This is a genomic window from uncultured Desulfosarcina sp., from assembly GCF_963664155.2.
Classification (GTDB): Bacteria; Desulfobacterota; Desulfobacteria; order Desulfobacterales; family Desulfosarcinaceae; genus Desulfosarcina.
The window spans coordinates 3,354,407-3,378,167 of the sequence record NZ_CAXXXH010000001.1 but is presented as its reverse complement, the minus strand read 5'-3'; the positions used below and the strand labels follow the sequence as shown (position 1 = coordinate 3,378,167).

Annotated in this window: 23 protein-coding genes and 1 pseudogene; 19 read left to right on the top strand and 5 right to left on the bottom strand. The window is 58.8% G+C overall.

The genetic code is table 11. The annotated features are described in order from the left end of the window. Positions 1 to 4 precede the first annotated feature (4 nt). The 17 genes from ACHZBS_RS15345 (at position 5) to ACHZBS_RS15265 (ending at position 18,901) form a co-directional block, all read left to right on the top strand. Positions 5 to 292, top strand: coding sequence for a hypothetical protein (locus ACHZBS_RS15345; RefSeq protein ID WP_319407396.1), 288 nt, complete (start codon positions 5 to 7; stop codon positions 290 to 292). After that, positions 289 to 1,446 carry a hypothetical protein gene (locus ACHZBS_RS15340; RefSeq protein ID WP_319407395.1) on the top strand — a complete coding sequence of 386 codons (1,158 nt, stop codon included), beginning with the start codon at positions 289 to 291 and terminating at the stop codon, positions 1,444 to 1,446. The genes ACHZBS_RS15345 and ACHZBS_RS15340 overlap by 4 nt, the downstream gene beginning before the upstream one ends. Next, positions 1,437 to 2,144 carry an ATP-binding cassette domain-containing protein gene (locus ACHZBS_RS15335; protein ID WP_319407394.1) on the top strand — a complete coding sequence of 236 codons (708 nt, stop codon included), beginning with the start codon at positions 1,437 to 1,439 and terminating at the stop codon, positions 2,142 to 2,144. The genes ACHZBS_RS15340 and ACHZBS_RS15335 overlap by 10 nt, the downstream gene beginning before the upstream one ends. Beyond that, positions 2,141 to 3,175 carry a hypothetical protein gene (locus tag ACHZBS_RS15330; RefSeq protein ID WP_319407393.1) on the top strand — a complete coding sequence of 345 codons (1,035 nt, stop codon included), beginning with the start codon at positions 2,141 to 2,143 and terminating at the stop codon, positions 3,173 to 3,175. The genes ACHZBS_RS15335 and ACHZBS_RS15330 overlap by 4 nt, the downstream gene beginning before the upstream one ends. Positions 3,176 to 3,546: 371 nt before the next feature. Then, positions 3,547 to 6,492 carry a 4Fe-4S dicluster domain-containing protein gene (locus ACHZBS_RS15325; protein ID WP_319407392.1) on the top strand — a complete coding sequence of 982 codons (2,946 nt, stop codon included), beginning with the start codon at positions 3,547 to 3,549 and terminating at the stop codon, positions 6,490 to 6,492. A gap of 77 nt (positions 6,493 to 6,569) precedes the next feature. Further along, positions 6,570 to 7,889, top strand: coding sequence for an NrfD/PsrC family molybdoenzyme membrane anchor subunit (gene nrfD, locus ACHZBS_RS15320; RefSeq protein ID WP_319407391.1), 1,320 nt, complete (start codon positions 6,570 to 6,572; stop codon positions 7,887 to 7,889). Further along, on the top strand, positions 7,879 to 8,388 hold the full coding sequence (locus ACHZBS_RS15315) for a DUF3341 domain-containing protein (RefSeq protein ID WP_319407390.1): 510 nt from the start codon (positions 7,879 to 7,881) through the stop codon (positions 8,386 to 8,388). The genes nrfD and ACHZBS_RS15315 overlap by 11 nt, the downstream gene beginning before the upstream one ends. Before the next feature lie 91 nt (positions 8,389 to 8,479). Continuing rightward, a complete protein-coding gene (locus tag ACHZBS_RS15310) occupies positions 8,480 to 9,664 on the top strand; it encodes a hypothetical protein (RefSeq protein ID WP_394707994.1) in 1,185 nt (394 codons plus the stop codon). A 216-nt stretch (positions 9,665 to 9,880) separates the two neighbouring features. Beyond that, entirely contained in the window at positions 9,881 to 10,510 is a 630-nt protein-coding gene (locus ACHZBS_RS15305; RefSeq protein WP_319407388.1) for a cytochrome c3 family protein, read from the top strand. Positions 10,511 to 10,624: 114 nt separating this feature from the next. Further along, positions 10,625 to 11,995 carry a cbb3-type cytochrome c oxidase subunit I gene (locus ACHZBS_RS15300; RefSeq protein WP_319407387.1) on the top strand — a complete coding sequence of 457 codons (1,371 nt, stop codon included), beginning with the start codon at positions 10,625 to 10,627 and terminating at the stop codon, positions 11,993 to 11,995. Next, positions 11,992 to 12,927: a cbb3-type cytochrome c oxidase subunit II gene (locus ACHZBS_RS15295; RefSeq protein ID WP_319407386.1), complete on the top strand. Its 936-nt coding sequence runs from the start codon at positions 11,992 to 11,994 to the stop codon at positions 12,925 to 12,927. Before ACHZBS_RS15300 ends, ACHZBS_RS15295 begins: the two co-directional genes overlap by 4 nt. Positions 12,928 to 12,965: 38 nt before the next feature. Continuing rightward, on the top strand, positions 12,966 to 13,226 hold the full coding sequence (locus ACHZBS_RS15290) for a hypothetical protein (RefSeq protein WP_319407385.1): 261 nt from the start codon (positions 12,966 to 12,968) through the stop codon (positions 13,224 to 13,226). A gap of 12 nt (positions 13,227 to 13,238) precedes the next feature. Beyond that, positions 13,239 to 13,514: a cbb3-type cytochrome c oxidase N-terminal domain-containing protein gene (locus ACHZBS_RS15285; protein WP_319407384.1), complete on the top strand. Its 276-nt coding sequence runs from the start codon at positions 13,239 to 13,241 to the stop codon at positions 13,512 to 13,514. 1 nt (position 13,515) lies between these two features. Beyond that, entirely contained in the window at positions 13,516 to 13,743 is a 228-nt protein-coding gene (locus ACHZBS_RS15280) for a hypothetical protein (protein WP_319407383.1), read from the top strand. Then, the gene (locus ACHZBS_RS15275; RefSeq protein ID WP_319407382.1) at positions 13,744 to 14,262 is read left to right on the top strand and encodes a c-type cytochrome; all 519 of its coding nucleotides are present in this window, start codon (positions 13,744 to 13,746) and stop codon (positions 14,260 to 14,262) included. A gap of 153 nt (positions 14,263 to 14,415) precedes the next feature. Then, entirely contained in the window at positions 14,416 to 16,884 is a 2,469-nt protein-coding gene (locus ACHZBS_RS15270; protein WP_319407381.1) for a heavy metal translocating P-type ATPase, read from the top strand. A gap of 316 nt (positions 16,885 to 17,200) precedes the next feature. Further along, positions 17,201 to 18,901 (top strand): FAD-dependent oxidoreductase, encoded by a 1,701-nt coding sequence (locus ACHZBS_RS15265; protein WP_319407380.1) that lies wholly within the window; start codon positions 17,201 to 17,203, stop codon positions 18,899 to 18,901. A gap of 171 nt (positions 18,902 to 19,072) precedes the next feature. Here the strand turns inward: ACHZBS_RS15265 and ACHZBS_RS15260 are convergent, their stop codons facing one another. Continuing rightward, entirely contained in the window at positions 19,073 to 19,849 is a 777-nt protein-coding gene (locus ACHZBS_RS15260; RefSeq protein WP_319407379.1) for a lytic transglycosylase domain-containing protein, read from the bottom strand. 218 nt (positions 19,850 to 20,067) lie between these two features. Next, positions 20,068 to 20,265 carry a hypothetical protein gene (locus ACHZBS_RS15255; protein WP_319407378.1) on the bottom strand — a complete coding sequence of 66 codons (198 nt, stop codon included), beginning with the start codon at positions 20,263 to 20,265 and terminating at the stop codon, positions 20,068 to 20,070. Between the two features lie 226 nt (positions 20,266 to 20,491). Between ACHZBS_RS15255 and ACHZBS_RS15250 the strand changes: the two genes are divergently transcribed. Together ACHZBS_RS15250 and ACHZBS_RS15245 are read left to right on the top strand one after the other, a co-directional pair. Then, positions 20,492 to 21,283, top strand: a complete 792-nt coding sequence (locus ACHZBS_RS15250) for a dienelactone hydrolase family protein (protein WP_319407377.1) — start codon at positions 20,492 to 20,494, stop codon at positions 21,281 to 21,283. Positions 21,284 to 21,406: 123 nt separating this feature from the next. Next, positions 21,407 to 21,574 carry a hypothetical protein gene (locus ACHZBS_RS15245; RefSeq protein WP_319407376.1) on the top strand — a complete coding sequence of 56 codons (168 nt, stop codon included), beginning with the start codon at positions 21,407 to 21,409 and terminating at the stop codon, positions 21,572 to 21,574. An 80-nt stretch (positions 21,575 to 21,654) separates the two neighbouring features. Here the strand turns inward: ACHZBS_RS15245 and ACHZBS_RS15240 are convergent, their stop codons facing one another. The 3 genes and pseudogenes from ACHZBS_RS15240 to ACHZBS_RS15230 form a co-directional block, all read right to left on the bottom strand. Continuing rightward, positions 21,655 to 21,843 (bottom strand): hypothetical protein, encoded by a 189-nt coding sequence (locus ACHZBS_RS15240; RefSeq protein WP_319407375.1) that lies wholly within the window; start codon positions 21,841 to 21,843, stop codon positions 21,655 to 21,657. A 114-nt stretch (positions 21,844 to 21,957) separates the two neighbouring features. Then, entirely contained in the window at positions 21,958 to 22,971 is a 1,014-nt protein-coding gene (locus ACHZBS_RS15235) for an ADP-ribosylglycohydrolase family protein (RefSeq protein ID WP_319407374.1), read from the bottom strand. A gap of 25 nt (positions 22,972 to 22,996) precedes the next feature. Further along, positions 22,997 to 23,680, bottom strand: a pseudogene (locus ACHZBS_RS15230) (SDR family NAD(P)-dependent oxidoreductase); the annotation flags it as partial. Positions 23,681 to 23,761: the final 81 nt, after the last annotated feature.

The window sequence follows — 23,761 nt, the reverse complement described above, 5'->3', positions numbered from 1 at the left end:
AATCATGAAACACCTGCCCGAAGTGAAAACCCATCGGCCGCCGGCGCCGAGCCGGGGTGCCCGGCGCCTGTTGACCATCGCCATCCTCGCCAGCACGCTGGTAGTTCTGGCCGCCGGCGCCGACTGGCTGCTGCGGGTTCCCCGTCAAGATCGCGCCGCAAGGGCGTGGATGCAGGCACTTTCCCTCTCCACACCGGCCCTGCATACTGCCGGCAGCCCCCTGCGTCACCCGGAAACGGTGAATCCGGCGGTTGACCTGCGCTTTTCTCCCGGCCTGGAAACGGACCCGTGATGCACAAACCCGGCTATTCGCCCATGGCCATCTGGGCCGCCAGGGAAGTCCTGCGCCATCCGTGCCGGTCCACGCTCCTGTTTGCCTGCCTGGCCAGCCTCGTTTTTGTGGCCGCCACGGCCCTGCTGTTCAGCCAAGCACTGGACGCGACCTGGGCCCGGCTCGTCAACCAGGCTCCGGATCTCGTCGTCCGGCGAATCGATGCCGGCGGATGGGCTCCCATTCCGGCCCGAACCGCGGTGGCCCTATCCAGTAAAATTCCCGGTGCGCTCGACCCCACCCCCCGCCTGTGGGGCGTGGTAACAGGCCCGCAAGGTCCGGTTACCGTCGTGGCCACCGATGGCATCATCCCTGAAAATGTGCGCCAAGGGCTGAAGGTCCCGGCCAACGGCCAGGCCGTGGTGGGCCGGGGCATCGCCCGACGCCTGTCAGGCAGCCGTTTGAATCTGGGCAGCCGCAGCCCCGTCACCCTGGATGTCATAGACACATTCCCGGCCGACACTGGTCTGGCCACCCATGACCTGGTCTGGACAACCCCGGAGGATGCCCGCCATTTGCTGGGACTGGCGCCGGACCAGGCCAGCGACCTGGCCGTCCACCTGTTCCGGCGGGAGGAGGAGCAGGCCATCCAGGCCGATCTGGCCGCCGCCTTTCCCTGGCCCGTGCGAATCACCGACCGCAGCACCAGCGCACTGCGTCATCACACACGGGCTGTCCGCACGGGCGGCATCGCGGTGGTGGCCGGCATCCCGGCTCTGCTGGCCATGCTGTTGATCATCACCGGAACGATCGTCGACACCACCGGCCTGCAATCCCATTGGGGTCTGCTCAAATCCATGGGGTGGACCACCGCAGACATCGTTCGGCTTCAAATTACCAAGGCGACCCTCGTGGGCGGTCCGGCAGTGGTACTGGGCCTGGGGTCGGCTTACGCCGCGGTCTTCTATCCGCCTGCTGCAGGGGTCACCGCGTTTTGGATCACCGGCGGCCAGCACCTGCCGGCGCTGACCCTGTCCGATACCGGGGCCCCGCTTGTCATGCTCGAAATCGCTGCCATGGTGGGCCTGCCCTTTCTGGCCACTGTTTTTCTCACCTGCCTTAGGGGAGCGGCCGGTGCTCCCTGGACCATGCTTCAGGCGGCCCCATGGGATTGAACACCGGACTGGACTGCCGCCAGCTGGATTTCAGGTGGCCCGGAAAACAGGCCGACGCCTCTTTTGTGCTGGAATCGATAGATGCGCAGTTTGCTCCGGGCACGGTCAACCTGGTGACCGGAGAGACCGGCAGCGGCAAGAGCACCCTTTTGCATCTGCTGGCCGGGCTGCTGCGCCCCACGGCCGGCGAAGTGTGGGCCGACGGCCAACCGGTCTCCCGTTGGCCGTCACGTCACCGCGATCCCTGGCGGCGGCAGGTGGGTATCGTGTTTCAGCATCTCGCATTGATACCGGACCTCACTGTGGCGGAAAATCTCCTTTTACCCATGATCCCGAGACAAATTCCCTGGTTCCGCATGCAGGATGAAATCTTCAGGCAGCTTACGGACGCCGACCTGTCGGGCCTGGCCGACGCGCCGGCACGTGCCCTGTCCGGCGGACAGCGCCAGCGAGTCGCGATAGCCCGGGCACTGGTGGTCCGGCCCCGATACCTCCTGGCCGACGAGCCCACCGCCTTTCAAGACGACGAGCATGCATCGCGGATCGGCGCACAGCTAGAAAATGCAGCCCGTGAAGGAGCGGTGGTCGTCATTTGCTCCCACGACCCGCGGATGCGATCGTCAAACCGGGTTGACCGACGGTTTCATCTGGCCTCGGCAGCATTGACCCGGAACCGGTCCAGTCAGGAACCAGCATGATCTGGCATCCCCTGGTCTGGGCATTCTGGATGGCGGCGGCCACCGGCGGGTTGCTTTACGCAACCGGCGCCCTTCAGGCTGTGGATGTGGTACTGAACTGGCGCCCGGCGCGTGCGGATGTCGATCAGTTGCAGCGGGAACGCCATGCGGAAATGGCTGCCCTGCTGGGGCACTGGGCCCTGGGCAGCCTGTCGGCAGCCGCCGTGCTGGGCCTTGTGGGCATTGCCGTGGTCTGGCACCGGATTATACCCGGTGCCATGTGCGGTACCGGCGTCCTTCAGGCCATGGGAACCGACGGCAGCCGGGCCATGGTTTTCTGGGGCGCCGCCCTGATGGTCCTGTATGGCTGGCGGACCCTCGACCGCCTGGACAGCCATCACCCCGAAGGGCTTTTAACCCGGACCGGGGCGCGGGTAATGATCGGCGCAGCCCCTTTTCTGGTCCTGGCGATCTTCTTCTCCTGGCAGGCCCTGATGCGGATCGAAAACGTTCCCCCGGTCAGCTGCTGCGCGGCCGTGTACGACCAGGTACTCGATAACGCACCCGGATCCGTTGCCATGAAACGGCTGGCGCCGATCTGCCTCTGGGGCAGCCTGGCGGGCGGTGCGGCATTGCTGGTCCTGGCGGTATCTGCCATCCGCCGCCCCGGTCGCGGATCGGGTGCCCTGGGATGCGCCATTGCCCTCCTCTGGTCCGTCGGGGCTACCGTTTCCGTCAAACAGGTGTGGTCCGCCTATTATTATCAGGTCCTCTCCCACCCCTGCCCCTGGTGCCTGTTTCTGCCGGATTATCGCGGCGCCGGATTCTTCATTTTCGCCAGTATGGCCGTGGTCGTCACGGAAAGCGTGGCCCTCTGGCTGGCCGACCGCACCCGCGGCCGGATCCCGGTTCTGAAGGAACCGGCCGACAAACGCATCCGGCAGGCCGCTTGGCGGATATCCATCGCCCTGATCGGTTTCACGATCTTGACCGCGGGCCCAGCCATCGCCTGGCGCCTGCGCAGCGGCGTCTGGCTGGATGGCTCCTTCTAATTAAAAACGGATTGTCCGGTAAGGCCTGTGGCGCAACCCCACATATAGGCTGAAGTCGAATGACGGAAGACCAAAGACTGATCGCGGCTGGAAGCCGCTCCTACAATCTATCAATCCTTATATTAATCATATGCTTATAGCATCGGTTCTCACGCTAACCGATTGACAAGCCCATCCGCCTTTTGATATCGTAATTTCAACTTTGCGCCAAACCGTTTTATTCCCGACATTCACCGACAGAACGACCGCCCCGCTAACCACGGGTTGAAAATCTCACTGATACTGAACCATCCATCGGCAACAGGATGGGTACCGGACCCGATCAACCCATGTCATCGGCATGGGGAACCTGGCACGAACGGGCATCACGTATGAATCGCAGAACTTTTCTCAAGATTGCATCCATGGGCAGCGTCGCCGTGGCCGCCGGCTGCTCAGCCAAATCCGAAGACAATCTGTTCACCATGGTCCGGGCGACCGAAGATATGGTCGTCGGTCAGGAATCTTGGTATGCGTCCACCTGCCGCGAATGTCCTGCCGGCTGCGGGGTGCTGGCCAAAAACCGTGAGGGACGCGTCATCAAACTGGAAGGAAATGGCCTGCACCCGGTCAACCGGGGCACGCTTTGCATTCGGGGCCAGGCGGCCCTCCAGGGGCTCTACAATCCCGACCGGCTGTGGATGCCGCAACTCAAAACGGAGAAGGGGTGGCAGGAAATCCCTTTCGATAAAGCCGAGGCGTTAATCCGGAAAAAGGCCGGGGCAGCAGCCAATCGCGGGTCCGGCCGCATATCCATGGTCACCGAAACCGTGGGCCGGACCCAACTGGACCTGTTTGCCACGGTACTGCAAACCTTCAAAAGCCCGCCGCCCGTCGTCTTCGAACCCCTGGCCTATGAGTCCCTGAAGTTTGCTCACCAGCAGCTCTTCGGCGACCCCGTCCTGCCGGTTCTGCACATGGACCGGGCCGATGTGCTGCTCGGGTTCGGCGCCGATTTTCTGGAGACCTGGCTCTCACCGGTGGAATACGCACGCAAATTCAAGTCCATGCATCAGCTGAACGATGGCCGCAAGGGGGTGTTTATCCAGGTGAGCCCCTTCCAATCCCTCACCGGCGCCAATGCCGACCGCTGGATTGGCTGCCGGCCCGGCACCGAGGCCGCAGTGATCATGGGGTTGGTCCGCCTGGTGATCGATGACGCCAACGGCCGCCAAGTGAACCGGAATCTGCGGGATGCGCTGGCAGGCGCGACCGAAGCGTACACCCCCGAAGCGGTGGCCCGGTTGTCGGGCGTCAGCGTTGAAGACCAGTCCGTCGTCGGCCGGCAGTTGCTGGCGGCAAAACGGCCCCTGGTTCTGGGCACGGGCGCCGGCAGTGGCGGTGAACATTCAATTGCCGCCGAACTGGCCGCCCTTTTTCTCAACCTGGCCCTGGATCCTGAACTGTCCCTGTTCGACTTCAACAATCGCCACCGGGTAGAGATCGCCGACCGTCGGTCCACGGTACTGGACGCATTCGATGCCATGGATGAAAAATCCGTGGAGCTGGTCTTGATCAACAATGTCAACCCGGTCTTCTCCATTCCCGGCGGCAACCGCATCGCCAAAATCCTGAGCGACAAAAAGCGCTTCGTGGTGGCCTTTTCCAATTTTATGGATGAGACAGCAGCCCTCGCCGATCTTATCGTTCCGGTGCAGCTGGCCCTGGAAACCTGGGATGCTTATGAAAGCAACAGCGCCACGATGGCCACCCTGCAGCCCACCATGGGAAAGATCACCCAGGCGCCCGCGTTGGGAGACCTGCTGCTCAATCTGCTTCCCCCCGAGAAGCGGCCGGCGGCAGACTACCAAGCCCTGGTGACCCGATCCGTTCTGGCCGGCCAGGGCAGTCAGACCGCCGCGGCCTGGCTGAAAACGATTCAGAAAGGAGGACGATTCAGTGACAACAGCACTACGGGAGGCAGCCCCAAGGCTAACCTGAGAGCGGCGGCAACCCTGAAAACCTGCCTGGCGGCCCTGCCGGAGCCTAAAGCGGGTGATGTGCTCATGGCCCCGCCCTCCATCCGTTTTTTCGATGGCCGGGGCGCCAACCGGCCCTGGCTGGCCGAAATCCCGGATACCCTCACCCAGATCGCCTGGCAGACCCCGGCCCTGATCCATCCGGACCGCATGGCCGCCGGCGGCATCAAGGACGGCGACATGGTCGTCCTGGAGACCCACGCGGGAGAAATCGAGGTGCCGGTTTATGCCTACGCGGGGGTTTTCCCGGGAACCGTTGTGGTGCCTGCCGGACTAGGCCACACCACGTTCGGCCGCTGGGCCTGCGGCCAGGGCGTCAACCCGCTGTCGGTTCTGGATCCATCGGTGAATGCCGACGCAGGGGCGCCGTCGTTCGCGACACCACTGGTAAGCATGGCAATCACCGGCACGCGCATGTCGCTGGCCGCCACCTCGGGCAGCCGCGTCTCCCTGGGCCGCAAGATCGCCCTCAGCATGGCCATCGAACAGATCGGCCACAAGTCCGGCCACGACAAGCCGGGACTGACCATGGATACCTTTCCCCTGACCCCGCCGACCCCCGAGGGGTACGACCCCGAACGGGATCTCTACCCGCCCCACGACCATGACGGCTACCGCTGGGCCATGATCGTAGACATGGACCGCTGCATTGGCTGCACGGCCTGCGTGGCGGCCTGCTATGCGGAGAACAACCTCGGCATCGTCGGTGAGAAGCGCATCATTGAAGGCCGGGAGATGGCCTGGCTGCAGATCCAGCGATATCAAGACCCGGCAGACATGGCCCGGGTCACCTTCCTGCCCATGATGTGCCAGCACTGCGACAACGCCCCCTGCGAGGCGGTCTGCCCGGTCTATGCGCCCCACCACTCCAAAGAGGGGCTCAACAACCAGATTTACAACCGCTGCATCGGCACGCGCTTCTGCGCCCAGAACTGCCCCTACAAAGTACGGCGTTTCAACTGGTTCGACTGGCAGTGGCCCAAGCCGCTGCAGATGCAGCTCAATCCCAACGTCACCGTGCGCAGCAAGGGCGTGATGGAGAAATGCTCCTTCTGCATCCAGCGCATCAAGGCCGCCCATAACACGGCCAAAAACGAGAAGCGGGCCATCCGCGACGGCGAGGTAGTGCCGGCCTGCGCCCAGACCTGCCCCACCGGGGCGCTGACCTTCGGCAGTCTCATGGATCCGGCCAGCCGGGTGAGCCAACTGATCAAGGATCCGCGGGCCTATCAGGTGATGGGATACCTAAATACCAAACCGGCGGTGATTTACCTTAAAAAAGTGACTCAAACCGTTTAATTGGATTGTGTTTTGTTTGAGATTTGGTGCTTGTATTTTGCTGATTCCAAATCATCCGGGATAGAATAAAGGTAGCAATGGAACAGACACTCACCTACCGCAAAATTGACGATACGGTTCTGGACACCCTGACACCGCCCCAGCGCAGCTACTGGGCACTCGTGGCCCTGCTTTTTGCCGGCGTGCTCATGGGCGCGGGGTGCTGGCTCTACCAGATCTTGGTAGGCATCGGCGTCGGTGGCCAGAACAACCCGGTGCACTGGGGCACCTATCTGATCAATTTCGTCTTCTGGGTGGGGATCGCCCATTCGGGAACGCTGATTTCCGCCATCCTGCACCTGTTCCGGGCCGGATGGCGCAACCCCATCGCCCGGGCCGCCGAAACCATGACCGTCTTTGCCGTGTGCACCGCCGGTCTGTTCCCTTTTGTCCACCTGGGACGGGTCTGGATGGTCTTTTACATGCTGCCGATTCCCAACCAGCGAACCTTGTGGCCCAACTTCCAATCCCCGCTGATGTTCGACGTGGTGGCCATTTCCACCTACCTGACGGTCAGCAGCCTGTTCTGGTACACCGGCATGCTACCGGATCTGGCCATCATCCGCGACCGTGCCCATGGCGTGCGGCGCAAAATATTCACCGTGCTCTCCCTGGGCTGGACCGGTGAATTCGAAATCTGGCGCCACTACACGCGCGGTTATCTTTTTTTCGCCGCCCTGGCCACCCCGCTGGTCATCTCGGTCCACAGTGTGGTCTCCTGGGACTTCGCCCTGAGTGTGGTACCCGGATGGCATACCACCATCTTCGCCCCCTATTTCGTAGCCGGCGCCATCCACTCGGGTCTAGCCATGGTGCTCACCCTGATGATCCCTCTGCGCATGATCTTCAAATACGAAGCCATCATCACCGACCGCGTCCTGGAAAGTGTGGCCAAAACCATCGTCTTCACCGGTCTGATCGTAGCCTTTGCCTACGCCACCGAAATCTTCATCGCCTGGTACAGCCACAACCCGGTGGAGATGGAAACCTTCCGCTGGCGGGCCCTGGGCGACTACGCCCTGGAATACTGGATCATGGTGACCTGCAATACCATCATTCCGCTGTTTCTGCTGTTTAAAAAAGTGCGCACCAACATCCGCATCCTCTTCGTCATCTCCCTGCTGGTCAACGTGGGCATGTGGTATGAACGGTTCGTAATCATCATCGGATCGGTGGCCCACGATTTTCTGCCTCATGCATGGGGGCTCTACTCGCCGAGCCTGATCGAATTCGGCATCATGATCGGCAGCTTCTGCCTCTTCTTTTTCCTGTTCGTGCTGTTTGTCAAACACATGCCGTCGGTCTCCATGACCGAAATGAAAGAAACTCTGCATGAAGGAGCGTCCCATGCCGGCTGAACCGGTTTCCATCATGGGGATATTTTCCAGCGAACGCCGCGCCGCGTCGGCCATTGACGGGCTGCGGGAAACTCCCTGGACCATCGAGCGGGTCCACAGCCCCATCCCCAGCCACGCCATCGAACACGCCCTGGAACCGCCCAAGAGCCGGGTGGGCTGGTTTACCCTGGCCGGCGGCATCGTCGGGTTCTTCTCCGGGTTTTTGCTGGCGGCCTTCACTTCCATGCGCTGGTCGCTGATCGTCAGCGGCAAACCGGTGGTGGCGCTGGTTCCCTTTTTTATCGTGGGATTCGAATTCACCATTTTGTTCGCTGTATTAGGCAACGTCCTAGGGCTGATCTCCCAGGCCCGTCTGCCGCGGTTTGATACCCAGCCGGGCTACGATGAGCGCTTTTCCGGGGGTCACTTCGGGGTGTTGGCCCGCTGCAGTGCCGACGAGCAGGAGGAATTGACTCGTTTTTTCGAGGAAAAAGGCGCCGAGATAAAAACTGATTTCTGATTGAAAAGCAGACGAACACGGAAAAAGTCAGATTTGAAAGGCGAGCATGTCAACGCAAGCATTAACCAATCAGGAAAAACCACTGCCGCTGATGAAGATTTTTTACACCCTGGCCGCCGTCGGGTTTCTGATTTTCATTGTTGTCGCCCTTGTCGGCAACCCGGCCCGGGCCTGGCAGGCTTACCTGCTCAACTTTCTTTTCTTCTCGGCCATCGCCCAGGGCGCCGTGCTCTTCTCGGCCCTCATGCATACCGTTAAAGCCAAATGGAGCGGGCCACTGGCAGATGTGGCCGAATCCTTCGCCGCCTTCTTCCCGGTTTCCCTGCTGCTGTTCGTGATCCTGTTTCTCGGCCGCCAGCATATCTTTCCCTGGCTGCACGAAGACCTTCACGGCAAGGAGGTCTGGCTCAACCTGCCTTTCCTGTTCGAACGGGACCTGGTCGGGCTCTGCCTGCTCTACGGGCTCGGCCTGTCCTTTTTGTACCACCGGCTCTACTTCTCTCTGAAAGCCCGGGGCGCCTCCGGTTACTTCGGCCGCCGGCTGCTGGCACGCTGGGATCGGCATCCGCCCGACGAGGCGCGCCTGGCCGGCCGCATGACCGTCTTCGGCATCCTCTATCTGCTGGCCTTTGCCCTGGTTCTCTCCCTGGTGGGCTACGATCTGATCATGGCCACGGACCCGCACTGGTACTCGACCCTTTTCGGTGCCTACACGTTTGTCAAAGCCGTCTATATCGGATTCGGGGCTCTGATCGTCCTGAGCTCCCTTTTACATCTGAGCAAGAAAAACGACTATCATGTCGACGAGCATCAGTTCCACGATATCGGCAAACTCTTTTTCGCTTTCTGTCTGGTGTGGGCCGATTTTTTCTATGCCCAGTTCGTGGTCATCTGGTATGGCAACATCCCCGAAGAGACCGCCTACATCATTGAGCGCACCATGGCCGCTCCCTGGAACGCGCTGGCCTGGACCATTTTCGTCGGCTGCTTCGTCGCGCCGTTTCTGATTCTGATCAACCGGCGGATAAAAACCATGCCCAAAGCCATGATCGGGATCTGCCTGGCGATCATGACCGGCATCTGGCTGGAGCACTACCTGCTCTTGGGACCCGCCTTTCACCACCATGTCCACCACCTGCCGCTGGGTTGGGTGGAAGCGGCCGTGGCCGTAGGATTCTTCGGTCTGCTGGCCGCCGCCGTAACGACTTATTTCAAGCAGTTTCCCGAACTGCTGAAGGGAAATATGGTGGATAGGGTGAATGTTGAAGGGGTTTAGGGGCAGACGATGAAAAGTCGACGTATTGATTGAGAAATGGAATGGGCGCCTGCCGGCCCCGTCCATGTTTCCCTCGGCCGATTGACGAGAGTTACGGGAAATGGGATATCAACCTAATGATTGATGAATTTCGAATTGAGGGATTGTGGGATTGAATAGGAGATGCGGTTAGCCTTCAGTCTTCAACCTAAACCCCTAACCACCTGAGTTTCAATAATGGAAATTCTGATTACCTCTTTTTCTCTGCTCACCCTCGCCGTGATTGTCATCCTGATCGGCACCCGCGGACGGCCCATGCGTTTTATCACCGCATTCGGCGAGACGCTGGCGCAGGTCTGGCTAAACCGGGGACCCATGTTCTGGGTGTCTGCCTGCGTGGTGCTGGTACTGGGATTCCTTTTCTTTTTCTATGCATCGCCGGCCACCCGCATCGGTGCCGCTCAACCCATTCCCTTCAGCCATCGCCTCCATGCCGGCCACAAGGCTATCGAATGCCGGTTCTGCCATTCCTACGTTGACCGGTCCATCAATCCGGGATTGCCGCCCGTGGAGAAGTGCCTCTACTGCCATAATTATATTATTGCCAACCATCCAGAAATACAAAAAGAGCACAACTATTTCAACACCGATACCCCCACGCCGTGGGTAAAAGTCTACCTGCTGCCCGAACATGTGCTGTTCAACCATGAGCGGCATATCAAAAAGGAAATCGCCTGCGAATCGTGCCACGATGAAGTGCGGCAGATGGACCGCCTGAAAGGCAAACGGTTCCAAATGGGCTTTTGCATCCAATGCCACCGGGAGAAAAAGGTCAATCTGGGCTGCTGGCTGGCCTGCCACAGTTAATTGAAAATTTACAATTATGAATTTTGAATCGAGGAATTCTATCGTTTTAAAAATGGACCGCAACCATTAATTCAACATTCATAATTCAAAATTAAAAATTGCAAGGAGTCGCCATTGGCCGCTGAAACCCAAACCCTTGAATCCGCCAACACCACTTCCAAGGGGTTTGCCTTAACCTCCGCCTTCTGGATGATGATCGCCACCTTTTTCGGACTGCTGGGGGCCACGGAACTGGTGGCCCCGGACCTGACCGAGAACATCGGAGGCATCGTTTTTGGACGCGTGCGGCCCACCCACGTCAACCTGGTGCTCTTCGGCTTCGTCACCCCGGGTCTGCTCTCGGCGGCCTTCTACTTCATTCCCCGGCTGTTGCGCACCCGCCTGTTCAGTGAACGGTTGGGCGTCTTTACCGTGGTGGCCTGGAACGTCGCCCTGATCGGCGCCGTGGCCAGCCTGGCCGCCGGCTTTACTCAGGGCCGTGAATATGCGGAGTTGATCTGGCCGATCGACATCATGGTGGTGGCCGCCTTCGGCCTGATCTTTTACAATTTTATCATGACCGTCAAATACCGCCGGGAACCGATCCTGTATGTCTCGGTGTGGTACGTGCTGGCCGGCATCATCCTCACCGCATGCACCTTCGCCCTGGGCAACGTGATCTGGAAACCCGACAGCGGTGCACTAGTAGGCATCCACGACGCCATCCTGCTGTGGTTTTACGGCCACAACGTCTTCGGCCTGCTGCTGACCCCCCTTTCGGCCGCGGTGGCCTACTACGTGATCCCCCGCGCCTGCCGGGCTCCCCTATACAGCCACACCCTCTCCCTGCTGGGCTTCTGGGCCTTGATCGTGGTCTATACCCACATCGGCACCCACCATCTGCTGCAGGTACCGGTGCCCACCTGGCTCAAGGTGGTAGCCATCGTGGACAGCGTGGCCATGGTGATCCCGGTCATGGCCTTTCTGATCAACATCTGGTACACGGCCAAGGGCAGACTGGGTGAAATCCACGCCGACATCGGTGCCAAATTCGTCTTCACCGGCACCATCATGTACTTCTTCGTCAGCATCCAGGGTTCGCTCATGGCCCTGCCCGACGTCCAGCGCGTAACCCATTTCAACAACTGGGTGGTCGCCCACGCCCACATCGGGGTGCTGGGCTTTGCCGGCATGATCGCCCTGGGCGGGCTTTACTACACGATACCGAAACTGTCCGGGAAACCCCTCTACAGCCGTTTTCTGGCCGACTTCCAATACTGGATGGTCCTGATCGGCATGGTCGGATTCACCGTGGTGCTGACCATCGCCGGCCTGATCCAGGGAAACGCCTGGCTCAACGGCGAAACCGTCTACCGCGTACTGCCGGAAATCCACGTTTACTACGTTGTGCGCGCGGGCCTGGGGTTGATGATCTTTACCAGCGCGGTCCTGGGCTTTTATAACATTGTCCGTTCCTTGTTCGGAAAGACCGGAGCGTCATCATGAAAATGACACCCCTTGCCGTAGTCACCGGCTCACTGCTCATCCTGGCCACGATTGTGTTCGTGGTAATCCTGCTGCCCTATGTCAACACCAGTCAGACCGCGCCATCGGACATTTTCCGCCAGCGGGCGGCAGACGAAGCCGCCGGTCGGAAACTCTACATCGCCAACGGCTGTGTCTACTGCCACAGCCAGTCCATCCGCACCATCGACTGGGGGCTGGGCGCCGAACGCATCGCCCAGGCCGGAGACTACGTGGCCGACTACCCCATCCTGCTGGGTTCCCAGCGCACCGGGCCGGACCTGTCCCAGGATGGCGGCGAACACCCGGACGACTGGCACGCCGCCCACTTCACCAATCCCCGCTACACGCGGCCGCTGTCCATCATGCCGGCTTTCAGATTTCTGGGCGACGGCAATACCGGCAACCTCATCCGCTACGTACAAAGCCTGGGCATGAAGGACGCCGACCGACGCATGCAGCGTCAGCGATTCTGGAAGTTGGAAGCCACCAAGGCCTATGAAGCCGGACCGGATGCCAACGTGCAGTGGCTTAGCGAACATATTCCCCAAGGATGGCGCGATGTGCCCAACCCCTATCCCACCAGCGAGGCGGGACTGGCACGAGGGCATAAAATTTATCAGGATTTCTGCCTGGGCTGCCACGGTCCGGTGGGCGACGGCATGGGCCCGGCCCAGCCGTGGATCTATCCGCCGCCCCTTAACTTTACCATCCTGAAAAACAGGGAAATCAGCGGCGGAATCCTCTACTATCAGATCATGAACGGCATCACCGGCACGGCCATGCCTTACTTCAAACGTGAACTGGAGTCGGAAAAAATCTGGGACGTCGGCAACTATGTGGCAGTCAATTTCATCAACGACAGCGACGCCAACATGGAACCAAAGGGAATCGATGCCGCTTACGAACCCTGATGAGGAATTCTTAATTTAAAATTTGGAATTGAACAACGATGTACTATCCTTACTTCATCGCCTATATAACCATCGGCCTGACCATCAGTCTGGTCGTGTTTTATTGGGCTTTTAAGACCGGTCAGTTCACCGACCAGCAGCGGGCGCGATTTCTGCCTCTGCGGGACGATGACGACCGACCACCGGTCAAAGCCAGCCGATTCAATCGGCTTGAAATTTACGGACTCTTTTTCCTGGCGATGGCGGGGATTGGCGCAACAACGACGGTGTTGGCTTTTGCCCTGTATTTCAGCAAATAAGAGGTAACACCCATGAGATTTTATGAACTGTTGGGTTTCCAGCATACCATGGCGTGGCTGTTCCCGGCCCTGATCTTCATGGTGGTCTTCGGCGTAGGCCTGGCCTTTGCTCACCTGCATGGCAAGGACAGCGAGGAACGCAAGAAAAAAATCACCGGCCGCTATGCCGACGGCATCGAGGAGCGCGACGCGCCCTACCCCCTGTTCATGATGCTGATCATCGCCGGGACCTTCATCTGGGGTTTTTTCTACATTGTCATGCACGGCATATGGGGAGTAAAAATCTGATATGAACGACGACCATCATCACGAATCCCTGCTCAGAACCTGGCTATGGCTCGGCGTCATGCTGGGCGTCATCCTGTTTAAAGGGTTTCTGGCCTTTTATGTGGTCTCGGACATGGGTCAGCCCACCTGGGCCTATCGCCCGGTGAAAGATGTACCGGCATCGTCACCCTATGCCGTATACCAGCGGCTGCCCAACCCGCAGCACGTCAGAGGGGCCGGAGGAGAATAAATGGTTCGCATACTGTCAGTCGGCCTGATCGTTTCGACAATTGCCCTGGTGGCCTGGGGCGTGATCACCGGTTACGACAACTTCCTTTCGGTGGGACGCATGTGGCAGACCCCTGGCATCAAACCCTACGAAAACCCCATCCCGGTCATGGCGGCGGGCAGCATGCCCGTTAACGGTGGTGAGGCACTCTTCCGCTCCGCAGCCGCCGAGGAAATCGCAGCGCCTTTTCCGCTCAATGAAACGGCAGCCATCGCCTCAGGCAAAATCGCCTACCAATATTACTGCATCCACTGCCACGGCAAGAATTTCGATGGCTACGGCACCGTGGGCCAGAGCTTTGCCCCACCGCCCGGCGACCTTCGCAGCAACCGGATACAGTCCATGCCCGAGGGCGTGCTGTTCAAAGAGATCAGCTACGGCATCCCCGGCGGACGGCAGCCGGCCCTGGACACGACCATGGCCGTCGAGGATCGCTGGCATGCCATCGCCTACGTCAAGAGCCTCGGCCAGCGCCAATAATGCGGACAATGTCAAATATCAAAGCCCAAATGACAATTGAAGGATTAGGGAGATCTTATTCTTAAATCGACAGGATTCCAGCATTTGGCATTTGACATTTTCATTGTCTAATGTCCATTCCGGCATCATTCATTCCAAACCTGGCTGAATTTCATGCCAACCCCCACTTGCGATCTCTGCGGCCTACCCCTGCGCTACGGCACCGTTTCCCATTCCGTCAATGATCAACCCTTGAGGTTTTGCTGCCACGGATGCCGGATGGTCTACACCATGCTGCTTGAATCGGCCGAAATCGACAATCCGACCCGGTTCAAGGAAACCGATTTATACCGTCAGTGTGTGGCCGCCGGGGTGATTCCCGCCAGCGAAGAGGATCTTCGCCGCCTTCACGAGAAGGAAAAGCAGGAAACACACACCGCCGCCAGATCAGCGGGCGGTGAGAAAGGAGCCTCGGACCCGTCCGGAACCCTGGCGTTGGATCTGATGGTCGACGGCATGTGGTGCACCGCCTGCGCCTGGGTAATCGAAAAAGCGGTGTCCCGGCTGGCCGGGGTGCAGGCGGTAGACTGCCATTTTTCCACGGACCGCATGCGCTGCCGTTATCGTCCCGACCGCGTGGCGCCCGACCAGATCCGAGAGTCCGTCACGCGCCTGGGCTATGGTCTCCGGGAAGCTGATGCCGGAACCGCAGGAATGGAGAACCGGCGCCGGGAACTGATCCGGCTGGCGATCACCGGCCTGCTCTCCGCCAATGTCATGATGCTCTCCTGGGCGCTTTACGCCGGCTTTTTCACCGCCCTTGACAACGATGCCATATCCAAGATTTCCCTGCCCATCGTGGCTATGGCGGCAGTGGTTTTCGTCTATGGTGGCGGCCCCATGCTGCGCAAAGCCTGGTTCGGTCTGATCCACCGGGCACCGGGCATGGAAACCCTGGTGGGCATGGGTGCCGGCTGTGCCTTTGTTTACAGCATCTATAACTGGCTGACCGGCAGCATCCATTTATACTTTGACACCGCCTGCATGCTCATCACCCTGGTCCTTTTGGGAAAGGTTCTGGAGCAGCAGGCCAAAGGCCGCGTCCGCCGGGATCTGGACAGTTTCTTCGCCCTGCAGCCCGCCAAAGTACGCCTGATCACCGATACCTCACCCAAGGGACGTTATGTGGCCATCGGACAACTGGCACCGGGAGACCGGTTTGCCGTGGAAGCGGATGAGATCGTTCCGGCGGACGGCCGCGTGGAATCCGGCACCGCTGCCCTTGACGAATCCTCGCTGACCGGAGAGCCCAGACCGGTCGCTGTCAAAATCGGCGATTCCATCAAAAGCGGCACCCGGATAATCGACGGCCGGGTCATTGCAGCGGCGGAAAAGGTAGGCGGCGATACCGTCCTGGGCCAAATGATCGCCATCATGACCCGCAGCCTCGAGCAGAAAAGTGCATTCGAAGGACGCACGGATCGAATGCTCAAGTGGTTCGTCCCCATGATCATCACCCTTGCCGGGGGAACGGGGCTGTTCTGCGCCATGGCCGGCTTGACCGTGAACCAGGCCGTGGTGCGGGCGGTGACCGTGATGGTCATCACATGCCCCTGCGCTCTGGGTGTAGCCATCCCCATGGCGCGGCTGGCAGGCATCTCCCTGGCCGGACGCCGAGGCATTCTGGTCCGGGAAATCGAATCCTTCGAACGGGCCGGTGCCATCGACACCATCGTTTTCGATAAAACCGGCACATTGACCCATGGCAGCTGGCAACTCAGTCATATCGAATGCGAACCGGGATACCATCCAGCGACCATCACCGCCTGGGCCGCCGGTCTGGAACAGGCCTCGGATCACGATATCGCCCGGTCCATCAACGCCTATGCCCGCGCTCAGGATATCGCGCCAGCCGCGGCAGCGGATATTATGGTTTACGCAGATGGGGTTCAGGGACGGTTGGATGGAAAAATGGTACGCATCGGAAACCGGGGATTCACCCGGGGGGAGATGGCGTCTTCTGATCGCGTCACGGAGGAATCCGAAGGGACCCTGACCTCCCGCGTCTTTCTCAGCATCGACAACCGTCCGGCAGCAACCCTGATCTTCGGCGATACGATCCGACCGACGGTACCGTCGATGATAGACGCCCTGAAAGGAAATTCCCGTGACATTCACCTGGTATCAGGAGACGGGGACGCCGCCACCCGTGAAGTAGCCCGGGCCATCGGCCTGAACAAAGCCAGAGGTGGTTTGTTGCCGTCAGACAAGGCACACTATATCGATGCGTTGAAGGAACGGGGGCGGCAGGTTGCCATGGTGGGCGACGGCATCAACGATGCGGCGGCCATGGCCCGTGCCCATCTGGCGGTGGCCGTTCATTCCGGGCAGGGACTGGCCCGGCAAGCCGCCCACATTACCCTCATGCGCGGAGACCCTGCCCAATTGTTGGAATTTTTCCCCTTGTCCCGGCAGGTCAACCGCAAAGTCACCCAAAATCTGTGGTGTGCCTGGATCTACAATATGATTAGCATCCCCATCGCCATGAACGGCATGCTGACCCCCCTGGTGGCTGCGACGGCGATGCTGCTCTCCAGCCTGACCGTCATCGGCAACACCCTGCTGTTGGTCCGGCGGGATTGAAACCAATGTCAGCGTTAATATTCACCGGCCGCCGGTTGTCGGCAACCCCATTCCCCTTGTGAATACCCGATTATTACTGTTCAATGGAACCGTACTGGAAACGCCTCATGCCTCTTTAAAAGCCGGCATGCAGTGCCTTCCCGTTTTCTTGTGCCGAGCCTTGACAAACCCAAAAAAAGGTACAATTTATACCCCTTTGCGCGTTATCTCGATGCGGTAACCCATGGTACCCAAAAGTGGCCGTCAGCGTCCTGCATCGAATGATAACCAGGGTGCAGGATAAATGATGACCAACAGGTAAAACAAGAGGTTGAAAATGTCACAGAACATCGTCATCGTTGGCGGCGTCGCTCTCGGATCGAAGGCAGCCTGCCGATTCAAGCGGTTGGAACCCCGTTCGAAGGTAACCATTGTCGATCAGGACCGCTTCGTATCCTACGGCGGATGCGGAATTCCCTTCTATGTCTCCGGGGATGTCAGCGATGTCAACGATCTTCGCAAGACCAGTTTTCACATGCTGCGGGACGAGGCTTTTTTCCGAGATTGCAAGGATATCGAGGTACTCACCCAGACCCGGGCCCAGCGGATCGACCGAGAGAACAAACGACTTCACATTCTCCGGCCGGACGGCACCGCGGACACTCTCGCCTATGACCAGCTGGTGCTGGGAACCGGCAGTCGACCCCGGCGTCTGAACATCCCCGGCGCCGATCTTCCCATGGTGCATACGTCCGCCAACCTGAACGATGCCCAGGCGATCAAGGAACTGGTCACCAAGGGTCAGGTGGAACGGGCCGTCATCATCGGCGGCGGTTTTATCGGGCTGGAAATGGCCGAAGCCCTGGCCGACATGTGGGAGGTGGATACCACGGTGGTAGAATATTTCGATCAGATCATGCCCGGTTTCGTCGGGCCCCAGTTCGCCCGTATGGCCCAGCGGCAAATGGAAAAACATGATGTCCGCTTTTTCCTCGACGAAGAGGTGCAGGCCATCGAAGGCACCGACACCGTTGAAGCCGTGGTGACGAATAAACGCCGGTTGGAGGCGGACCTGGTTATCATCGCCATCGGGGCCACCCCCAATGTGGAACTGGCCCGGGAAGCCGGACTGCGCATCGGCCCAACCGGCGCCATTGCGGTGGACGAACACATGCGCACGTCCGACCCGGCCATCTATTCCGGCGGAGACTGTACGGAAATCCGCAATCTGGTCACCGGCCAGCCAGGCTACTACCCCTTAGGGTCCATGGCCAACCGGCAGGGTCGGGTAATCGGCACCAACCTTGCCGGAGGAAGCGCCGTGTTCAAGGGTGCTGTCGGTTCCTTTGTGATCAAGACATTCGAGGCCGCCCTGGCCGGAACCGGATTGAGTCTGGAAAGGGCCCGCAAAGCGGGCTTCGATGCCGTCAGCATCCAGGTGGCCCAGCTTGACCGCGCCCACTTTTACCCGGACAAGGCCATGATACACCTGGAACTGGTTGTGGAAAGGAAATCGCGGCGGATTCTGGGTATTCAGGGATTCGGAGAAGAAGGCGACGCCCTGGTGGGAAGAATCAATATGGTGGCCGCCCTGTTGGAAGACCGGCCGACCATCGACCGGCTCAGCAATGTGGAGCTGGCCTATTCCCCGCCATTCTCTTCAGCCATGGATGTACTCAACGCGCTGGCCAATGCCGCCGAAAACATGCTGGACGGCCATTTCCATCCCATAGACGCCGATACTTTCACCGAAAAATGGATCAACGGAAACGGCAATTTGTTGATCCTCGACTGCCGCGCCCGGCAGGATGGGGACGCCTATGCGAAAAAATATCCGGACCGCTGGATGAATATTCCCCAGGATGAACTGCGCAAACGCCTTGGAGAAATCCCTCCGGGAAAAGACCTGATCCTGCTGTGCAACACCGGTGTTCGCTCCTACGAAGCCCAGCTCAACCTGAGGGCGATGGGATTGGCCGATCCGGTCAGCGTGCAGGGGGGCCTCGTAACCCTGAACAAATGTGGGTTGAATCTATAGAACGCCACCGGGATAGTCTTTTTTACCCGGGGCAGCGGATCGGAATTTTAAAAACGCTCAAGGGGGCAAACAATACAATCTTATTCGAATAACAGGGGGTTATGATTCATTGATGAGGTTTTGAGTCGATTTTCGCGGACAACCTCGCACAAGCGCACATCGCCCCCCCTGTCAGGCCGAAACCCCCTTGAGAACCCGTTCGATATAATTCCGCGTCTCCCGATAGGGAACGTTTCCGTTATACTTCTCCACGGTTCCAGGACCTGCATTGTATGCGGCCAGGGCTAATCTCAGATCGCCTCCGAAGCGATCCAGCATCTGCCGGAGATAGCCGGCGCCACCGTCGATATTCTGCCGGACATCAAAGGGGTCGTTCACACCCAGCTCTTTCGCCGTTGCCGGCATAAGCTGCATCAGCCCCTGGGCGCCCGCAGGGGATACGGCATCCGCCTGGAAATTGGATTCGGCCCGAATCACGCCGGCTATGAGCTTTTCCGGCAGGTCGTATTTCCTTGCAGCGCGTTTGATACTCTCGGCGACAATCGTTTCACCGTCCGAAGGGGTGGTGACACCGGTGTCGGTGCTTATCGAACGGCTCTGCGACGCGAAAGCGGCGGTGGTGGGGTCCCCTTTAGACGGAACGGGAATAAGGCTGAACGTATTCAAATAACCGGGGTGAAGGGAACCGTTTAGAAGGGTCGAGTTGCGGAACAAGCCGCCCGATGCATTGGCGGTGGCTCGATGCAGGTAGTCCGAAATCGTCATCCCCGTTTTTTCGCCGACGGCTTCAGGAGGGTTGGAAGATATCGCCGAATTCAGATCCTCTGAAAAGGATGGCGTCGTGCCGGTTTTCAAGGGAATGAACTGCCTGCGGCTCATCGTGCCGACTGGCTTGATTCCCGCATTTCTAAGATATGCATCGATGGTCATACCGGTTTTCTGAATCATGATCGCCCCGTCCGTGTTGATTTTTCGAACTAAAAAATATTCAATTTTTATACCAATTTCGAGAAGGTCAAAGATGCCGGAAAACAATACGGTTGGCGGTGATTAATTCAACAGGCGCCATGCCACCCGTCAATTTCGTCCCGGTTCCGGCCAAAAACATGACACCCGATTCTTATCATATGCGCAGCTTTGGTTGATTGGTGCCCGCCGTGCAGCAATCAAGGATGTCGAAGCGCACGATATCGCTGGTTAGCTTCTCGCAACAGTTTTTCGACCACCGGAAATGTGGTGATTTGCCTTAAACCGGTCAGGATGCGTTCGCGTTCCTGGTCGGTTTTATTTTTCCCGTCGTCCCCCCCTGACATGCTCGCCGGGTTGCCAGCCGCGGCAGCGCCGGCCACCTTGATCTTTCCCAAATCCTACCTACTATGAAGGCAGATCATCTGTTGAAGAAAACGGGAAAGCGTGACAGGCATTCGCCATCCATCGATAACGCGACCAGTTCGACCTGCCGGTTCAACATGTTCCATCCGTTCAGCGGTAAACCGGCCATGAAAGATGCGATTTAACCCAGTCATGTCAAAAAAACGGGGCGGTGGTGAAAACGGTTCATCGCCATTTGGCCTGTTGAAAGGAGTCCGCATGAAAAGCAAACTTTTTTTGATTTCACTCATTCTTTGGTTGTCGACCGGAACCGCCTTTGCCAAGGTGGTCTCCCAGTCGCTGTCCTACACGCACGACGGCGTATCCCTGGAAGGGTATCTCGCCTACGATGATGCCGTTTCCGGAAAGGCGCCCGGGATTCTGGTGGTCCACGAATGGTGGGGACTCAACGACTACGTTCGCTCCCGCGCCGAACAACTGGCCCGGATGGGATACGTGGCCTTTGCCCTGGACATGTACGGCAAGGGTAAATCCACCGAACACCCGGACCAGGCCGCCGCCTGGATGAAAGCGATCAACGCCAACATGGACCAGTGGCTGAAACGGGCAACGGCCGGACTGGACGTACTCAAGAAACAGCCCCGTGTGGATACCCACCGGATGGCGGCCATCGGGTATTGCTTTGGCGGCGCCACCGTTCAGGTGCTGGCCTATGGGGGTGCCGACCTCAAAGGGGTGGTCAGTTTTCACGGCTCCCTGATCTCACCCTCCGCCGAGCAGGCCGGACAAACCCAGGCGAAAATCATGATTTGCCACGGCGCCGAAGATCCCTTTAACAAGCCTGAGACCTTGACCGCCTACGTCGATGCCATGAACGCCTCAACCATCGACTGGCAGCTGATCGTCTTTGGCGGTGCCCGCCACGGTTTTACCAATCCGGATGCGGACAAGCATGGCATGCCCGCCCTAGCCTACAATCCGTCGGCGGACCGTCGCTCCTGGCAGCAAATGACCAACTTTTTCAATGAAGTGCTCGGGGATGAAAAATGAATCCCGCTATGCCGGTTAACGGACCAGCGGAGATATTTTGTCAGACGCGTTGCAGTGTATGCAACAACACCCGAAAACCCCACATCAGCAGACCCTGATGTTCACGATAGAAAGGATACCGACATGAGCGATACCGAAGAAAAAACCCTGTGTGCCCTCCAGGAAGAGGGCTTTATCGAATCCAATACAAAAGCGTTTAAAAAACTGATCCAGCCCGCAGTGCACTTTTGCAAAAACTGCGGGCGCAGCGCGGTAAGCGACAAGAACCTGTGCAACCCCGAAAAGCTTTAATTAGATTCAGGGTCCCTAAAAAAGCGCCGCGGGCATTCACTCACGGCGCTTTTTATTTAGTCAATCGGGTTGACAGTGTTTCAATGCACAGGATCGACAATTTTCAGCCGACCCGCATACCGGCCGACCACAGCGTCCTCGACACAATTTTCCATTTCCGCATCGCTGATGCTATTCGGATCTCTCAACTCGTCCAGGGGACAAACAAAATCGTTGCCCGCCAGATCTCTGACCTTCACATATAGGGTTTCCCTGTTTTCTGTGCTCATAGGTGTCTTTCCTTTCAATCAATAGCCGACTATTCTAAGCGAGGATGAATCGGCAATGGTTTTTTAGTTTGGTAAATCATCATGCTGCAGCACTTCATTTCCACGACCACCCGCTCAACGAATGAGCTCTTCCGGTGGTGGGTGACGCAGCCCCTTTATCCATAATTCGGGAAAGGCCCCGTGGCCATTGGCCGCCCCCAACAAGGCGCCCAGTACCGCTCCCCTTCCGGCGTTATCGCCGCCCAGGTTGGTATTGGCAATCAGCCCCCGGGCCGCATCATCGTGATATTTCAGGGCCAGGTAGGCGATGGCCGGAAGCGCATCTTCCACATAGCAGGCGCTGCTGAGTCGCCGTCCCACGACAATTTCGTCAGGATCGTCAAGCCATCGCACCAAAGGGTGGCCCAGCAGCGGGTTGTCCTGCCGCCGGACCTTGTCGGCAATCACGTCAAATAGACCTTCACCGCTCAAAACGGGAAGCAGCACATCCATAAGAAATTCACCGGCGGCCACCATGCGCTCACCCAAATGGGTGTGGCCAAGATGTTCGAATGCGGCCCGCCTGGCCAGGTCGGGGTCGTCGACGTAGAAGACGGCCAGCGGGACCATTCCGATAATGCCGCTGATGTGCTTTTCCATGACGCCGCATGCCCGTGGCGGCTTTCCGGACGCAAAGTTGTTGAAAAAATGACGGTGATACTCCTCCACATAGGTATCCCGATGGCTGCCGGCGGTGGTCAGGAAGGCGATGTAGTCAGCCAGATAGGCATCTGCATTGTAGCCGTTGTTTTCCAACAGGCTGTTGAGCAACAGGGTGCAGAGCTTCAGATTCAGGGTATTTTCACCAGCCTCGAGAAACTGGTGGTAGTGCACATCCGCACGTCCCCAGAACCGCTCCTGGCCGTGGAGGATTTCTGCCTTTGTGTTGATCGGTGTGTATGTGGAGCGCCAGAGAATGCTGTCCGGATGCGGATTTTTCGGGGCCAGATAGCCACGCACCTGACCATAATCCCTTTCAAGTGCCTGTCGGTCGTAGTACCAGTGAACCGGCATGGCCAGGGCATCGCCAACGTACATGCCCAAGATCGCCCCTTTTATCCTGGATTCCCTGTCCGCTGCAGTGACCATAAAGACGCCTTACCCTAAATACCGGTTACTTAAATGTCCGCAACGCGCCCATACCCCCATCCACCGCAATCACCTGACCGGTGACCCACGAGGATGCATTCTCGAGCAGGAATATTGTCGCAGCCGCGATATCCCCCGCATTTCCAAACCGTTTGAGCGGATGTCGATCCGCAGCCGCAGTTCGTTTTCCGTCGTCGGACAACAGCATGGTGGCCATATTGGTGTCGGTCAAGGACGGGGCGATGGCGTTGACCCGGATTATCGGTGCGAACTCGGCGGCCAGCGAGCGGGTCAGGCCCTCCACGGCCCCCTTGGCACTGACAATGGAGGCGTGAAAGGGCATACCCGTTCCCATCGCCACCGAGCTGAACAAAACGATGGATGACGGGCTTTCCGCATTTTTCAGGCCAGGCAGGCAAGCTTGAATGGCATTGACAGCACCGAGGAGATTGATCTGCAAGTCGGCAAGGAAATCGTCTTCCTTGATGCGGTGAAAGGGTCGCAGTCGAATGGAACCCGGACAGTAGGCCAGACCTTGAATCCTGTCCGGAAGGTTACCCGCATCAATCTCCTCCCGGGTGACATCCACCGGCAGGTAGGTCACGCCGGGCAACTTAGCCACACTGCCCGCCGACCGAGAAATCGCCACTACCGAATACGCTTTGGCTGCCATTCGGTGCGTAATCTCAAGTCCGATACCCGACGTGCCGCCAACTACGACAAACTATTTTGAACTCATTTCCCATTCTCCATTTATTTTCAGGGACCCAGGGACGCCGGTTGCATATGC

What these genes read in the sequence shown, in the direction of transcription:
- ACHZBS_RS15345 (WP_319407396.1), top strand. Translation starts at nt 5, where the DNA reads ATGAAACACCTGCCCGAAGTGAAAACCCATCGGCCGCCGGCGCCGAGC.
- ACHZBS_RS15335 (WP_319407394.1), top strand. Translation starts at nt 1,437, where the DNA reads ATGGGATTGAACACCGGACTGGACTGCCGCCAGCTGGATTTCAGGTGG.
- ACHZBS_RS15330 (WP_319407393.1), top strand. Translation starts at nt 2,141, where the DNA reads ATGATCTGGCATCCCCTGGTCTGGGCATTCTGGATGGCGGCGGCCACC.
- ACHZBS_RS15325 (WP_319407392.1), top strand. Translation starts at nt 3,547, where the DNA reads ATGAATCGCAGAACTTTTCTCAAGATTGCATCCATGGGCAGCGTCGCC.
- nrfD (WP_319407391.1), top strand. Translation starts at nt 6,570, where the DNA reads ATGGAACAGACACTCACCTACCGCAAAATTGACGATACGGTTCTGGAC.
- ACHZBS_RS15315 (WP_319407390.1), top strand. Translation starts at nt 7,879, where the DNA reads ATGCCGGCTGAACCGGTTTCCATCATGGGGATATTTTCCAGCGAACGC.
- ACHZBS_RS15310 (WP_394707994.1), top strand. Translation starts at nt 8,480, where the DNA reads ATGAAGATTTTTTACACCCTGGCCGCCGTCGGGTTTCTGATTTTCATT.
- ACHZBS_RS15305 (WP_319407388.1), top strand. Translation starts at nt 9,881, where the DNA reads ATGGAAATTCTGATTACCTCTTTTTCTCTGCTCACCCTCGCCGTGATT.
- ACHZBS_RS15295 (WP_319407386.1), top strand. Translation starts at nt 11,992, where the DNA reads ATGAAAATGACACCCCTTGCCGTAGTCACCGGCTCACTGCTCATCCTG.
- ACHZBS_RS15290 (WP_319407385.1), top strand. Translation starts at nt 12,966, where the DNA reads ATGTACTATCCTTACTTCATCGCCTATATAACCATCGGCCTGACCATC.
- ACHZBS_RS15285 (WP_319407384.1), top strand. Translation starts at nt 13,239, where the DNA reads ATGAGATTTTATGAACTGTTGGGTTTCCAGCATACCATGGCGTGGCTG.
- ACHZBS_RS15280 (WP_319407383.1), top strand. Translation starts at nt 13,516, where the DNA reads ATGAACGACGACCATCATCACGAATCCCTGCTCAGAACCTGGCTATGG.
- ACHZBS_RS15275 (WP_319407382.1), top strand. Translation starts at nt 13,744, where the DNA reads ATGGTTCGCATACTGTCAGTCGGCCTGATCGTTTCGACAATTGCCCTG.
- ACHZBS_RS15270 (WP_319407381.1), top strand. Translation starts at nt 14,416, where the DNA reads ATGCCAACCCCCACTTGCGATCTCTGCGGCCTACCCCTGCGCTACGGC.
- ACHZBS_RS15265 (WP_319407380.1), top strand. Translation starts at nt 17,201, where the DNA reads ATGTCACAGAACATCGTCATCGTTGGCGGCGTCGCTCTCGGATCGAAG.
- ACHZBS_RS15260 (WP_319407379.1), bottom strand. Translation starts at nt 19,849, where the DNA reads ATGATTCAGAAAACCGGTATGACCATCGATGCATATCTTAGAAATGCG.
- ACHZBS_RS15250 (WP_319407377.1), top strand. Translation starts at nt 20,492, where the DNA reads ATGAAAAGCAAACTTTTTTTGATTTCACTCATTCTTTGGTTGTCGACC.
- ACHZBS_RS15245 (WP_319407376.1), top strand. Translation starts at nt 21,407, where the DNA reads ATGAGCGATACCGAAGAAAAAACCCTGTGTGCCCTCCAGGAAGAGGGC.
- ACHZBS_RS15240 (WP_319407375.1), bottom strand. Translation starts at nt 21,843, where the DNA reads ATGAGCACAGAAAACAGGGAAACCCTATATGTGAAGGTCAGAGATCTG.
- ACHZBS_RS15235 (WP_319407374.1), bottom strand. Translation starts at nt 22,971, where the DNA reads ATGGTCACTGCAGCGGACAGGGAATCCAGGATAAAAGGGGCGATCTTG.